General features: G+C 40.6%; 19 protein-coding genes and 1 pseudogene. 6 read left to right on the top strand and 14 right to left on the bottom strand.

Annotation, left to right across the window (positions count from 1 at the left end; translation table 11 throughout):
- The 3 genes and pseudogenes from BV375_RS05305 to BV375_RS05295 all read left to right on the top strand — a co-directional run.
- Positions 1 to 331: pseudogene (locus BV375_RS05305) on the top strand (hypothetical protein); the annotation flags it as partial.
- A gap of 9 nt (positions 332 to 340) precedes the next feature.
- Positions 341 to 1,633 carry a hypothetical protein gene (locus BV375_RS05300; protein WP_086758043.1) on the top strand — a complete coding sequence of 431 codons (1,293 nt, stop codon included), beginning with the start codon at positions 341 to 343 and terminating at the stop codon, positions 1,631 to 1,633.
- Positions 1,634 to 2,204: 571 nt separating this feature from the next.
- A complete protein-coding gene (locus BV375_RS05295; protein ID WP_086758041.1) occupies positions 2,205 to 3,248 on the top strand; it encodes a 1-acyl-sn-glycerol-3-phosphate acyltransferase in 1,044 nt (347 codons plus the stop codon).
- Between the two features lie 22 nt (positions 3,249 to 3,270).
- Here the strand turns inward: BV375_RS05295 and BV375_RS05290 are convergent, their stop codons facing one another.
- Together BV375_RS05290 and rppA are read right to left on the bottom strand one after the other, a co-directional pair.
- Complete coding sequence (locus BV375_RS05290) at positions 3,271 to 3,867, bottom strand: Uma2 family endonuclease (protein ID WP_086758039.1); 597 nt, start codon at positions 3,865 to 3,867, stop codon at positions 3,271 to 3,273.
- Between the two features lie 113 nt (positions 3,868 to 3,980).
- Entirely contained in the window at positions 3,981 to 4,673 is a 693-nt protein-coding gene (gene rppA, locus BV375_RS05285) for a two-component system response regulator RppA (protein ID WP_086758037.1), read from the bottom strand.
- A gap of 169 nt (positions 4,674 to 4,842) precedes the next feature.
- Between rppA and BV375_RS05280 the strand changes: the two genes are divergently transcribed.
- Positions 4,843 to 5,052 carry a hypothetical protein gene (locus BV375_RS05280; RefSeq protein WP_086758035.1) on the top strand — a complete coding sequence of 70 codons (210 nt, stop codon included), beginning with the start codon at positions 4,843 to 4,845 and terminating at the stop codon, positions 5,050 to 5,052.
- A 25-nt stretch (positions 5,053 to 5,077) separates the two neighbouring features.
- On the opposite strand, the gene BV375_RS05275 is transcribed toward BV375_RS05280, so the two are convergent.
- From BV375_RS05275 to BV375_RS05225, 11 genes are all read right to left on the bottom strand, one after another.
- Positions 5,078 to 5,275, bottom strand: a complete 198-nt coding sequence (locus BV375_RS05275) for a hypothetical protein (protein ID WP_086758032.1) — start codon at positions 5,273 to 5,275, stop codon at positions 5,078 to 5,080.
- A gap of 9 nt (positions 5,276 to 5,284) precedes the next feature.
- Complete coding sequence (locus BV375_RS05270; protein ID WP_086758030.1) at positions 5,285 to 5,767, bottom strand: hypothetical protein; 483 nt, start codon at positions 5,765 to 5,767, stop codon at positions 5,285 to 5,287.
- Between the two features lie 6 nt (positions 5,768 to 5,773).
- Positions 5,774 to 6,085, bottom strand: a complete 312-nt coding sequence (locus BV375_RS05265; protein ID WP_086758028.1) for a hypothetical protein — start codon at positions 6,083 to 6,085, stop codon at positions 5,774 to 5,776.
- Entirely contained in the window at positions 6,085 to 6,399 is a 315-nt protein-coding gene (locus tag BV375_RS05260; protein WP_086758026.1) for a hypothetical protein, read from the bottom strand. The genes BV375_RS05265 and BV375_RS05260 overlap by 1 nt, the downstream gene beginning before the upstream one ends.
- A gap of 16 nt (positions 6,400 to 6,415) precedes the next feature.
- Entirely contained in the window at positions 6,416 to 6,781 is a 366-nt protein-coding gene (locus tag BV375_RS05255) for a hypothetical protein (RefSeq protein ID WP_086758024.1), read from the bottom strand.
- Positions 6,774 to 7,136, bottom strand: coding sequence for a hypothetical protein (locus BV375_RS05250; RefSeq protein WP_086758022.1), 363 nt, complete (start codon positions 7,134 to 7,136; stop codon positions 6,774 to 6,776). Before BV375_RS05250 ends, BV375_RS05255 begins: the two co-directional genes overlap by 8 nt.
- A gap of 1 nt (position 7,137) precedes the next feature.
- The gene (locus BV375_RS05245) at positions 7,138 to 7,500 is read right to left on the bottom strand and encodes a hypothetical protein (RefSeq protein WP_086758020.1); all 363 of its coding nucleotides are present in this window, start codon (positions 7,498 to 7,500) and stop codon (positions 7,138 to 7,140) included.
- Positions 7,501 to 7,503: 3 nt separating this feature from the next.
- Positions 7,504 to 7,863, bottom strand: a complete 360-nt coding sequence (locus tag BV375_RS05240; RefSeq protein WP_086758018.1) for a hypothetical protein — start codon at positions 7,861 to 7,863, stop codon at positions 7,504 to 7,506.
- Positions 7,864 to 7,990: 127 nt separating this feature from the next.
- A complete protein-coding gene (locus BV375_RS05235; protein ID WP_086758016.1) occupies positions 7,991 to 8,833 on the bottom strand; it encodes a hypothetical protein in 843 nt (280 codons plus the stop codon).
- A 2-nt stretch (positions 8,834 to 8,835) separates the two neighbouring features.
- On the bottom strand, positions 8,836 to 11,523 hold the full coding sequence (locus BV375_RS05230; RefSeq protein WP_086758014.1) for a hypothetical protein: 2,688 nt from the start codon (positions 11,521 to 11,523) through the stop codon (positions 8,836 to 8,838).
- The gene (locus BV375_RS05225; protein WP_086758012.1) at positions 11,523 to 11,828 is read right to left on the bottom strand and encodes a glucose-6-phosphate dehydrogenase; all 306 of its coding nucleotides are present in this window, start codon (positions 11,826 to 11,828) and stop codon (positions 11,523 to 11,525) included. Before BV375_RS05225 ends, BV375_RS05230 begins: the two co-directional genes overlap by 1 nt.
- 222 nt (positions 11,829 to 12,050) lie before the next feature.
- On the opposite strand from BV375_RS05225, the gene BV375_RS05220 reads away from it, so the two are divergent.
- Positions 12,051 to 12,617: a tyrosine-type recombinase/integrase gene (locus BV375_RS05220; protein ID WP_086758049.1), complete on the top strand. Its 567-nt coding sequence runs from the start codon at positions 12,051 to 12,053 to the stop codon at positions 12,615 to 12,617.
- On the top strand, positions 12,614 to 12,787 hold the full coding sequence (locus BV375_RS36565) for a hypothetical protein (protein WP_166507377.1): 174 nt from the start codon (positions 12,614 to 12,616) through the stop codon (positions 12,785 to 12,787). The genes BV375_RS05220 and BV375_RS36565 overlap by 4 nt, the downstream gene beginning before the upstream one ends.
- Before the next feature lie 226 nt (positions 12,788 to 13,013).
- Here BV375_RS36565 and BV375_RS05215 read toward each other — a convergent pair whose 3' ends face one another.
- Complete coding sequence (locus BV375_RS05215; protein WP_086758010.1) at positions 13,014 to 13,283, bottom strand: hypothetical protein; 270 nt, start codon at positions 13,281 to 13,283, stop codon at positions 13,014 to 13,016.
- Positions 13,284 to 13,320 lie beyond the last annotated feature (37 nt).

Raw genomic sequence — 13,320 nt, 5'->3', positions numbered from 1 at the left:
ACTCGTTGATATTTATTCCTTCTTTATCTGTATCACAGTTTTAGTGAATTGGTATTACGGTTATCCAATTTTGAGTCCTGATAGTCAAATTTTGGCAACATACCGCAGGGGGGAACAAAAAAATGCTGACAATAGCATCAGTCAAATTAACGAAAATATTATTACTTTAATAAGTATACAAACAGGTATAGTAACTCACACTCTTACTTATACTTCGCCTTCAGAAATTAAGTCTTTAGTTTTTAGCCCAGATGGAGGCGTTTTGGCAACTCAGAATTATCATCAAGGAGTTTTAACAATTAAATTATGGGATGTGGCTAGTGGAAAATAAATTCAAACATTGCGACGTACGATCAAGCCTAAAAGAATTCGCGGAACTGGCTCAAATCCCTCAGAAAATTCTGTAATTGCTTTTAGCCCTGATGGGAATTCGTTAATTAGCTTTTCTGGTGGTAATCCAGCTATTCAGGTTTGGAACACTACTGCTAATTCAACGGTAAAGAAAGAAGGTAGTAATTCAACTAAGTTAATTCCTTCATTAATTGCAGAAGATAAAAATTCTCTAACCCAGCCTACCAATAAACAAATACAAGAATCTGTAGCAAAAGACCGTCAGCGCTATCCAGATGATGAAGTACTTGATTACGATATTGTCACAGATGCACTTGACGCAGGTAAGAATTTTTCTGAGATTGAGCAACTGTTGATAAAGCAAAGTAAGATGGTGCAACGATGGCGAAAAACTGAAGTCAAAAATATTTATCAAGCAAAAACAAACTACTATGTTGATTTAATTGCTCGATTGCAAACTCTCAGTTATTTACATTTGCGTACTCGCCTTATTTTAGACGAATTTGGTACAGATACAAGCGAAGGTAAGCGCAGATTTACAGGACAAGGTTATTTAATTGAAAGCAGTAATAATAATTATTTGGTAGCTACTAATAATAGCAACAGAGTAATTATGCAAATAAAAGATGGCAGCTACGATTTAAATACTAACCCATCTTTTCAAGACGTAACTCAAATTAAATTATTGATTAGCAATTTACTCAATCAAGGTTCCTTTCAATTTAATCTCACAGGGCACACAGACGAAATTACCACTTTTGCTTTTAGCCCTAATGGACAGATTTTAGCAAGCGCCAGTGCTGATAAAACAATTAAACTATGGAATTTGAAGACGGGCAAGTTAATTAATACCATCAAGAGTAATAATGCATTTGGTATTACTCAGATGTCTATTAGTTCTAATAGCCAGGTGTTAGCAACTGCTGGAATAGAAGAAAACGCCATAAAATTGTGGGATTTAAAAACTGGCAAGCTAATTCGCAAAATTTCAGTTAATGGGTTTGCTAATTCTATAATTTTTAGCAAAGATAGCAATCAATTGATGGCTGTAGTTTCCAAACCTTTTGATAGTATGAAAGTTGAGGTTTGGAATGCAAAAGATGGTAAATTAATTCATCGTGGTTCTGCAATTGGCACTCCTAAAAATACTTATGTGGGAATTGACATTAGCCCTGATGGTAAAACTTACGCTGTTACTGGAGAGGAAACATATTTGCAATTACAAGTTCGAGATTTAATGACAGATAAAACTATTGTTAACTTTGGTAAAAATGACGACTGAGTATTTTACACCAAAGATGGTAAAACTCTAGTATCAGGCGGGAAAGAAGGAATTAGAATTTGGCAATAAGAAGTTAATTAAAAGCTAAAGATCTTTTATACATAAAAGAACAGTGATTCCAAAAATGCATCCTGTAGTTTCCCAAGTCTAGACTATAATTATTACGATAAGCACAAGAACCACCACAAAGGTAGATGATATTAATTATTATTGTCTTGTACACCAACGCTTATATCTGATGGGTCTGCTGATCAATCCTCAACTTTACCGTACATATCAATTAGAATATATAGCAGTATTGAACTTACTCGTAGAGGTAGGGAACAGGGAACAACAAAGAAAGAAAGTAGAGGTTTACCTAGCTTTGCAAAAATCAAATAAGAGTCCTATATAAGCTTATGTCTGGAGTTGGATGCAAACTAAAAATGTCAAAAGATAATATAGCACTCCTGAAAGACTTGTAAAAAAATCTATAGCCTATAGTCTACTTCTATGAGTAAATTCACAAATAAAATATTACTGATATACAATAGACAAATAAATTTATTTTTCTATAAATTACACACTCATTGTGACCAATCAAAGCTCTGAAAATATGCTCAATCTTCAGCTAGAAACGGCATCGAATGATGGCTATAAGTTTAGCTGGTTTGATTGGTTTTGCCTATGCTATCCTCCAGGTTGGTTAATTTTATTTAACCGTCACTGGCAACATTACCATACAGATCCAGATGGTTGGAATTGGTTGGAATATATATTATTTTTGTTACCCGGTGGATTTTATGTAGCGTTGCTGATTCGATGGTTGCGTCTTGGGTGTCGTTCTCCAAGAAAAGAAATTGATGAATTTGATCCAAATTATCAACAAGCTTTTCGCGAAGAAGTTCTTAGTCCTATCGTTAAATATTATTTTCAAGGTGAATTGCACCAAGTTGAAAAATTACCACAAACAGGGCCATTGATTGTGGCAATGAATCATGCAGGGATGAGTTTTCCTTGGGACTTTTTGACTTTGGGTTATTTATTAAGTCAAGAACGCGGATGGGTAGTGCAACCGCTAGCAGGAGTGTCATTGTTTGAGCATCCTTGGGTAATTTGGTGGTTACCGCCTGGATGGTCACGCGTTTTAGGTGGTGTGCGCGCAGAATTAGATGATTTTGAAGCCGCTATGCAGCAACGTAAAATTCTTCTCTATGCACCTGAAGGTTTACGCGGGCCTTTGAAAGGTTGGAGAAGACGCTATCAATTGCAAAAGTTTGATATAAGTTTTATGCAGTTGAGCGATCGCTATCAAGTTCCCATTCTCCCAGTTATTTGCATCGGTAATGAATATTTGCATCCTTGGACGGTAAATCTCAAAAAATTGCAACGATTATTTAAATTGCCATTCTTACCTTTATCGCCTTTGATGCTGCTGTTGATACTATTTCCCTCTATGGGAGTATGGGCGATGAAAACTCGCCTGCGTTATTTTATTCAACCTTTAGAACAGTTCGAGAAAGAAGCAAATTTAGAAGCTCAGTCAATAAAAAAGCGTGCAAATATATATCAAAAAGTGCAACAATTTAGAGACAAGTTACAAATGCAAATCAATCAATTGGTGATTAGTAAATAACGATATCACAACTTCTCCGGAGCTATTTCACAAGCGCCTGTTGAAAAGTTTTAATAGCATCCACATGATTCACCATATTAATGCAACGTAACAACAAATCCAGATCGATCCCTTTCACCTCTTCACTACTAGAAATTTTTTCATAATGAAGTGCATTTCCCTCTCCCTGGAGGTGATAGACCTCTAACACGCCATCTTCCCAAAACCACACTTCCTTTATCTTCAGCCGCTTATATGCGTCCAGCTTGTCGATACCCCCACTGGTAAATACCACCTCAATTGCTAAATCGGGACGCACTCGACCAGGGGCAAGTTTATAAGATTTATCTGCTTCTCGCTTGACAGCACCCGATTCACTTTCCAAGGTCATTGAACCAGTTGGAGTAAAGTCAAACCCTGCCATCAACAGGTAAAGTTCCAATAATGCGCCAATCCTTTCCTTAACAGTTTCGTGTGGTTCTCCAGGCATTCTGCGTATCTCCAAAACTCCATCCAGGAAAGACAGTCGATATCCTGGACGGTCTAACAACTGCTCAACCGCTTTGAACTCTCTCCAGGTCAGTCCCTCAAACAAAAGGGGTGATTCCTTTTTTGGTGTAGCAATTGTTGCTGGGGTCATAGAAGTCTCCCGTCTGTTTCCAGATGAGAAATAATGGAGTTTGAAGAGCAATTTTCTAATTGTAACTTCTTTAAGAATCGGGGGTTAGAGCGATCGCATCTTTTTGGCACCAGTTAATCTCCCGCAACAGCGCCAAAACGATAGCCTTTGCCATAAACAGTGTGAATTAACTGACTTTCGCCAGCAACCTCAATCTTACGGCGCAGTAGGCGAATTAAAGCAGCAATCACATTGCTACTTGGTTGTTCCTCATCTTGCCAGAGATTTTGCATAATCTGGGCGTGAGTCAAAAGTTGTCCACTGTGTTCCATGAAGTATTGCAGCAATTGGCTTTCTTTTTGGGATAGCTCAATTACTCGTTCGTGACGATAGGCTACTTGGTTTTCAATATCTAGTTCTAAATCAGCTACTATCAGGCGTCCTGTTGTGGTGCTGTATGTCTCGACGCCAGAACGACGCAATAAAGCGCGGACTCTGGCTAACAATTCCCGCAATTCAAAAGGTTTTACCAAATAATCATCCGCACCTGCATCTAAACCTTCAACTCGGTCATCTAGAGTATCCTTGGCTGTCAGAAACAGCACGGGAGTGGTTTTACCTTGGCGGCGTAATTCCTGACAAATTTCCAAACCTGTTTTTCCTGGCAGCATCCAATCTAAAATTAGCAGATCATAACTGCCTGTTTGTGCCAGATTGCTGCCACTTGTTCCTTCATAAGCTGCATCTACGCTATAACCCTCACGGGATAATATCCGACTCAAGGGGCCAGTTAGTTCAACTTCGTCATCAACTAATAAAATTCTCATACTGCTTCTGGTCAGTCTTGTTAAAGCCTGAATACACAAGGCTTTCACAATTCTGAATCTTTTTTGCTACTCAAATGCTACTCAAAACAGGTATTCTTATCCTAATATTTTGCGATCGCTCAGTGCGATCGCGCTACTCAAATGCTACTCGTTTGCAAAAGTTACTAAAGTGAAAAAATCAAAGAGAAAATTACAAACTGGCGACCGAGTCGAGTTTCCGTCTCACGATGAACACTTTAAGCCATTCAAGCAAAGTGGAATAGTTCGTAAATACATCTATCCAGACTTTCACCCGAATGGTTACATAGAGATTGTTAGCGAGAATGGAGATTTAATTCTCTACGGGAATGCAGGCGACGACATCAAAAAATCCAAGTAATTTACTAGAGTGAATCCCCAGATGGTTAAACTGGCTTTTTCTGGTCATCCAGGTGCTTTTCAATCCTGGTGACGCGAAACATAATAATTTCAAGGTGACCTGACATACGCTCACGATGCATAGCAGCATCAGCAGCATCTTTTTTCATATCGCCAGTAGCCTTGAGTAAAAAGGTGAGCGCTGCCAACACTAAACCACCAGCAGCAACATCAATACCAATCATAATCCCCCCTTAACTTAGCTTGAATAAATCAGCCATCAAGTAAATTTCGTTAACACTAAAACTAGTTGCATCGCCTAGATTGGGAGATTGTAAATTAGTGCTATTAACGCGATATTGAATTTGTAAATTCTTAGCAGCAGATATTGTAAACATCCCCGACAAAGTATTTATGAAATCAGAGGCAGAAACAAAATTCCAGACGCTCATTCCCAGAAGAATAGTTGTGTTGTCTGTAGTGTTTTGTAATCTGAGCCTTTGAGCATTTCCTAAGTAAAAAGCTGCTTTACAATCAAGCCAATATTTACCAGCAGGCAATACAAAAGTATTAGTCGATAAGGTTACTAACCCGGTTTCATCAGTTGCAATGGTGTTAATCGGTCTGGGAGACCACGCGTTCGCAGTGAAGGAACCGCCCTGAGTTCCACTGCTTCTAGAATCAAGTAATTGAATGTATTGAATGCTGGTCCCGCTAACGGTTTGAAATAATGGCATTTTAAATTAGGTTAATTCTCTAACCAAAGCATTCCCATTTGCCGCAGACCAAATACCAGAAATAACGCCAGTGTAACGGAAGGGTACTTCAAAGTAACCACCTGCTGATAATTTGGCAGTAAATGCAGCAGTTGTTGCAGTTGCACCAAATTCTAAATAGAGAGTAGCAGTGCTATCATTCCAAATTGTCGCGCCACGCCTGCTAGAATTTGCGGCTAGGATTGTTCCACTAGTTGTGCTAGATGCAACGGTAGTTGGTGTAGAAGTACCACTTGTTGTCTCTACTACCGTAACTGATGGAGGATTGTATAAACCCATTAAACACACTCCAGATAAGTTAATTTACAAGCAAAAGCAGAAACCGCGCTGACTTTCCCTAGATATAAATTATTGGCGTTGATTTCATAGCTTCCGCGAGGTTTTAAAATAATCCCTTTGTTAATAGCACCTTTTTCAGTACTGCCAAGAATTAAAGTAATGTCAACCACGGAATTATTAATAAATGCCGCATATTTTCTATCGGTGTTTTGGTTGAGTACTTCAGCTTTAGTATTAGCTACTAAAACCTTTTCGTCACCTTCACAGCTATTGAATCTATTGTTAGACTCTGAGACTGAAATATTATTAATCATTTCTTGAAGTGAATGCTTACAATAAAGCTTCTAACTTGAATGACCAATCTGCAAAATTTGCATTCGGTGTGATGGGGAGATAGCGCGAAGCTCTGATAATTGCCGGAGTTCTAATGATGTATCCTTGCGTTCTCAAGTCTTCAGGAACAGCAAATACATAAATAGTAGGTTTATCCAGAACGCGAACATAATATTTAATCGAAGCGCTATCATCAGCATATCGAAACCGCAAGTAAGCAGCACTTTTAAATTTCCATTTATTCCAATCATCAAGATTGGCAATTGTTGTAGTAATTCTAAAAGTGTCCGCTATTACTTCATTAGGGAATAACTGCCAGCTATTGCTAACAGTTAATTCACCAATCAAATCCCAATTAGCCACGACTTACAACACGAAGCGCAAAGCCAACACTAGTAATGGTTCCATTGCCACCACCAGTAATGGTGTAGGAGTCGCCTTGTAAAGCATCAAGAATTGTCGCCAATTTAGCCTGAGTGCAAAGCAGTTTTAAGCTGCTAGGCTTCCCGGCGGATGTCTTGGTGATGGCGCGAACACGGCGAAGAATGCCTTTACGCAATAGGTTCTTAACGGGAAACTCTGGTAAGTCTTGCTCTGCATCTCCTGCTACAGCGATTCCTGTTTCGGTAGCAATAGCGCCAGCGTATAAGCCGGCTGGAGCGCGAAAAGCATATTTATTTGTACCAACAGTCGCAACATATTTATCTAACTTTGCCATTTCATCCTCTTGAAATTTGTTTGAGTCGCTGATTTAAAGACTTGATTTCACCAGAAGCACCGCCAGTAATAGAAAAGCTTTTACCTAATGCAGTATCCAAAATTGTTGGAAAAACTAATCTATTGCAAAGTAAATCAATTGAGCGTTTTTTTGTGTTTACTACAACGATTGCAGAGAGCTTAATTAATAAGCCTTTATGCAATAAGTTTTTGAGCGTGTATTCTGGTAAATCTTTTTCGTTATCTGGTGCGGCATAAATTCCAGTTACCGCACTACCGATGCTGTTATAAAGTCCTGCTGTTGAGCGAAAATAGAATTTATCAAAAGCAGCATCGGAGATAAAATACTTCTGAAGTTTGGGCATAAATTACCCAAGTTGAATAGAAGTCGGGTAGTAAGCTGTTCTGATTTTGAAGGTGCTATAAGTACTACCAATTAGAGTTGCTCTAGCTTGCGATGCTTTATCACCCGCAACTACCAAGGTTGCTACTTTACGCTTCGTGTTGGAACCAATGTATGAGACTTTAATTTTGCGAATTAATCCTTCTGCAATGGCACGGCCAACTGTCGTTGAAGGTACACCTGCTGGAGGATCGCCCACTAGCTTTACTACTCCAATAGCAGCACCAAACGAGGAATAAACATCAGGCAATACTAATAAAACCCGGTTATCTCCTGAACCAACTACGTGAGGTACATTCTCAACACCTGCTACTCTTGAGGCCATAAATAATTTTTGGTTATTCAGATAAATGTGATTTATCCAGGAATAACACGGGTTTCAAGACGTTCCGGCACTTGGAAATGTTATACATTTCTCTATGTTGTGGAATGATTTTTATATTTATGGCAGTTTACGCAATCAGTGCTGTATGTCTAAAAGTAGTGTCTATCAGGAATATTGGTGAGATATTACTTCCAAACGACACATAAGCATACCTAAAGCGTAAGTTAGCCACCGGACGGTAAGCAGACTCTTTATACTGTTTACCCAATACCGTATCCGTTGCAGCGATCACTTGAGTTGTGCTGTCTTTTTCTGGGGTGTTGACGTTGATTTTATTAATGTCAAAAGGTCGGTCAATCACGTTGCATAATTTTTCATAGAGAGTGATTGCCTCAGCTTTTGAATTAACTAACCAACGGCCACCGCGAGGAAAACCATTAGCTGCATCAGTGTAACTTACCGCTACTTTTCCAGCAGTGTATACAATTCCTTTCCCACCAGAAACAAACTGCTGTTTTATCTCTGTGGCAATTTCTAATAAATTGGCTTTGGTAATAGCTGGCAATGATTGACCAGATTTAGAAGCGTAACGGGTTAATCTGCATGATTTTTCATGGTCCAATCTCTTACCGTTGTTTGGCACTGCATGAGAATCTTGCGAAAAATATAAAAATAATTGTGGATGACCTGCAACAGGTAAATTAGTATCAATGCTACTACCATAAAAAATAGATAAATTTTTACGACTATAACCAATAACATCAAAAAACAACGAAGTGCGTAAATTCCAAGTCGCTTGATTATCACCATCAACTAACCTACACGCTAGTTTTAATCCAGAGCGAGGACTAGATAAATCACCGTTACCTTCAACATCACTAAAGAACTTATCAACTCGCTTGTTGTACTCAAGCATATAAGTACTTTGTAAATGTTCCCAGCTATCAAAGTTATCTGGTAAATCTGCCATTGTTAATCATCTGCATCAAATAAGTCTGAAATATCAAATGTAGGCACAAAACTGACTGATTTAGCCTCTTCCCTAGCCTGTTTAACTTTGGCTGCTTCACCTACATCAACACCATTTTTAGTGTCTGGGTCCTGCTTAATTGCACTAATCAAGCCAGTTGTGGAGTTATTCAACTCTGTAACTGCATTAACGGCATCAACGGGAATCTGTGCAACCATTGCTACAGTGTTTGCACCTTCTTGTAATTGCTGAAGCTTGGTAATCCACTTATTATCAAAGCTTGGTTGTGGATTCATCCAAGAGTAGGCTTTTTCACCAACTACGCCCCAAATTCTTAGAGCATTACCTATTTTTCCGGTGTAACTGCCAACTACTTCTAGTGCATTAGTGACAACACTATTAACATTCATCAAATTATTCAATACATTAGTTGTTGCTTGATAAATGCGGTTAGCTTTTTGATATGCGGCATTTAGAACCGTATAATTTTCTTCACCAACAATAGATTTAATTAAATTTTCAATCCCACTACTAACAATTGAGCCAAGGTCAAAAGCCTGTCCATCGTCACCTTTTAACCCAATGACTTGCAGGATATTGTTAATTGCACCTAGCAAAGTCTGCCCAATGTCATTACTGAGCATTAATCCATTGTGAATTGTTGTGGCTAGAATCATTAAATTTAATGCTCTATCTAGATGCAACCATTCACTAAAACGTGTAAGTTTACCAGCTAAACCACCGGGCAATTGTTCACCTAATTTATTATTCATTAGGTCAAGCTTGCCGTTTAATGCAGCAATTCCAGTTAAATCTAAGCCATTAAGTAGTGCATTTAATTGGTCTAATTTACTGCTATTTTCATCAGCTTTATTTTGAATATTATTTAATGGCTGACCTAGACAAGCATCGGGGGCTGTTAGTTCACATACACCAGCTTTGATTTCATCTTTACTCGGTGGATTAGTTGTTGGTGTTGGGGTGGTTGCTGGTGTGAATAACGGTGGAATAACAGTTGGAATTAGTGGATCTTGATTTTTCGGTGTAGGACTTGTGGCATCTGGAACGGGGTCCTTTTGAACAGTTTTTGGCAGTCCACCTAGTCCGCCACCGGGTACCGTAAAACTTCCGCCACTGCCTAAAGGTACGGGTACAGCGTTGTTATCCCCAAAGTTTGGTGGTTTGGGTGATGGACCAATGTCAATGCTGATTTTAGTTATGCCTTGATGATTGCCGTTAGGGTCGGCATTAGGATCGCCGTTGGGTGTTGGCGTTGGAGATGGTGCAATTCCTGGCAGTCCGCCGCCTAAATTACTGGGTGTGGTGTTCGGGTTGGGATTGGTACGTGGTGCGGGGAAGCCGTGAGGGGTCCAGTCATACTTATCTCCCCTTGGAGAACCGCCAGGACTATTACCGCCTGGTGCGTAATTGTTGGGTGCAGGAGTCGCTTGCGGGACTCCGCTAGGTGGTGGGTATTCTTGGTTCCCTGGATGAAAGTATGAATTTGGTGAACGATTATCATTTGGAATTGGATTTGGCGTTGGGTTTCCTCCGGTGTCGGGCTGACCATCAATTCTGTTAATGCTGATGTTTCTTAAGTTAAATGCATTCCACGAACCCGCTACTCCGTAGCCTTGACCGTAATATTTTTGATTGCCAAATTCGTCGTAGGCCAGAATTACAATACCTACACCAGATGTTCCCGGCACGGCACTAGTGCCGGATACAGAAACGCTCAAAACCGGACCGTACACGGTTTGAGCAGTAGAAGCGTCAGTGACAACGCTGCCATTCGTAGCATCAGCGTTGGCTGATACCCTATAAGCGATTCCTGTGGATTGACCACCAGAGAAAGGTGTAGGACCAGTAACCTGGCTTGGTGGTGGTGTTGCTGATGAGGGAAAAGCGGCTTTGTAGATAGCATCAGCAAGCATTCCACCCAAGTAACCACCAATCATCCCCCCAGCAAAAGCACCAGCCGGGCCAAATGCACCACCTAATAACGCACCTCCAAGGCTGCCAGCAAAATTACCAGCTGCACCAAACCCAACTTGGGCTGGTGGCTGACCCGCAAGAATTCTAAATCCAGCATCAATACCAGCACCGATGGCAGCGCCGCCAGCTAACCCAGCCGGCTTTGGTAAGCTACTTGCTAAGCTCAATGGAGACTTGACGTTGACTGGTGGCAATTCCTCCATTAAAGCCGCTGGTCTTGGGGTCGCTGTTGGATCTAGTTTGGGTAAAGCTCTGGCTCCACTAGTGGCTGGTGTAGGGGGAAGTTTTGCTGAATTTGGTGTTCCTGGTTGTGTTGGAACTTCTGTTGTTGGCGGTGGTTGCTCCCAAGGTGGATTGCGAGTTGTGATTACAGGGTCACTAGCTGGAGGCTCTGCGGATGGTGTGCGTTGTCTAATTGCATCGCGCGCTGCTTGCTCTCGCTTGTAGATTTCTTGATTAATTGCATCCTGTTGGGCTTTTTGTTCCCGAAAATAATTCTGTAGCGCTTGCTGTTCTTCGAGTGCTGCTGCTTTTTCACCAGGACTAAGGACCGGAGGGGAACCGTCTGGTTTGGGCTGAAGTTTTGGCAAGGCAATCTGCAAAGGAATTGCAGACTTTGGTCTTTGTGCAATTCCCTCATACAAATCAGCATTTGCCCAATCAATCGAGCGAAAATTCTGATCAAGTTCGCCCATTAGTTAGCAGTGAAAATTGCTGGAATGGCTGTAGAACTTAGTGCTTGGGCATAGGTCCAGAGTTTTGAACCACCAGCTAAATAATCCGGCGACATCTGGATCGAGTTACGAATTAGCGCTCTGTATTTGCTGTCTGCTTGAACATAGAAAATTCCCGCTTGGCTCACTCGTTCGGTGTAACCGACTCCTTCAATGGCTGTTATTCCCGCGTTAATGTTGGCCAGTGCCAAACCTGTCCAAACTGCCAGCTTTTCTAATGTGTCGATTTGGCTGGGAATTTGACTCGCAATATTCAGTGCTGTCATGGGGAGAATTTTTTTGAATTTAAATTAGTATTCTCCTTTTCTATTGCTAATCAAAAATAATGTAAATATTCCACTTTTATGTAAAACCGGAAGTATCACTGATGGCATACAATCTATGCCCAGACTAGGATTGAGCGACACTTTCGTAATTATAAAAATCAAATAACTTCCTGTTTTACCTGCTGCAAAGGTTAATCAGGAAGTTAGAGAGAGCAAATGTTTATGAAAAAAGATAGACAAGGACAAGCAGCTTTGCTGCATGATTTGGACTATTCTAAAATCCGTCGCCAAATTAGAAGTCAGAAGTACAAAATACTTTTAGATTTGGCTCGCTATACAGGCGAGAAATGGGGGGCACTGATCAAACTAAAAGTTGAGGATGTTTATGAGGCAGACGGAAGCCCTCGTGAATTTCTTATCTTTGGCGATCGCAACCAAACTGACAATGAAATAAGACAAATTCCGCTGCACGACAATATTCAAGAATCCTTGCGGCATTACAAACCGAGTAGATCGGGCTGGTTATTTCCCAGTCGAGATCACCCAGAAAACCATATCACCTTAAAATTTGCTGACCTGCTTCTAAGGCAGGCACTTGCGAAGGCAGGACTGGAAAGCAGGGGGATTAGTACCCACAGTACAAGAATAACTTTTATCACAAAACTTTATCGAAATGGTACGGATATTGAGATCATCCAGAGAATAACTGGATATCAAGACCGAAGAGGGATTGAACGATATTTAAAAGACGATGCCGACCGCATCAAAGGAGCAATTGCTACGTTATGAGTGCGAATGCAGAGAAACTTGCATCGGAAATTATTACTTTTGCTCCCAATGTGCTCAATGGGAGAATCCGCGATTTAGATCAAATCAAGCTTGAACTGCAAAGAATTCTGGGAGTTGCCTATGATGTGGCCGCGGAGAGTATCGCGCCATCATTACGGATTGACGCTTGAGAATGATGGGTTATATGCTGTGGTCGGTAGATGCACCCTGGTGAAACCGCGATCGCTGCATGGGATTGCGATCGCGTTTACTATCCAGTAAATTTCATTTTTTAGTAGCTGTTGAGAGAGGTTAATGTCCCCCGGCGAGTGGGGGATATTTTTTTTGAATATGAAAAACGGCATTCAGTAAAATCTGAATGCCGTTTCAGTTAAATTCTGGGTGAAATATTAAAAACTAAGCTGCTGCTGGTTCTGTCGCCGGGGTAAGGATGCCGGACAGTTGCGCAAGTTTGTCATGCAGCGTGGTCAGTTCTGTTTCATCAGCACTGACAAGAGCATTGGTTGTGGTTAACTGGGATTCCAGATCAGTTATTCTTTGATCTCTTTGTGCCAGTTGCTCATCTTTTTGGGCTAACTGTTGCTTGTAGTTCTGTTCTCGTTCAACAGAAGCCAGGATAAAAGCTACAGCTGCATCAAATAGAGCGTTAATTGCGGTGAAATCCATGTTCGTACCTGGGTAAAGCTAGTAAAATCCTCACTTT

Origin of the sequence: Nostoc sp. 106C, assembly GCF_002154725.1 — a bacterium.
GTDB lineage: Bacteria > Cyanobacteriota > Cyanobacteriia > Cyanobacteriales > Nostocaceae > Aulosira.
Note: the sequence above shows the minus strand (reverse complement) of the source record. Positions and strands in the feature narration are given on the sequence as shown.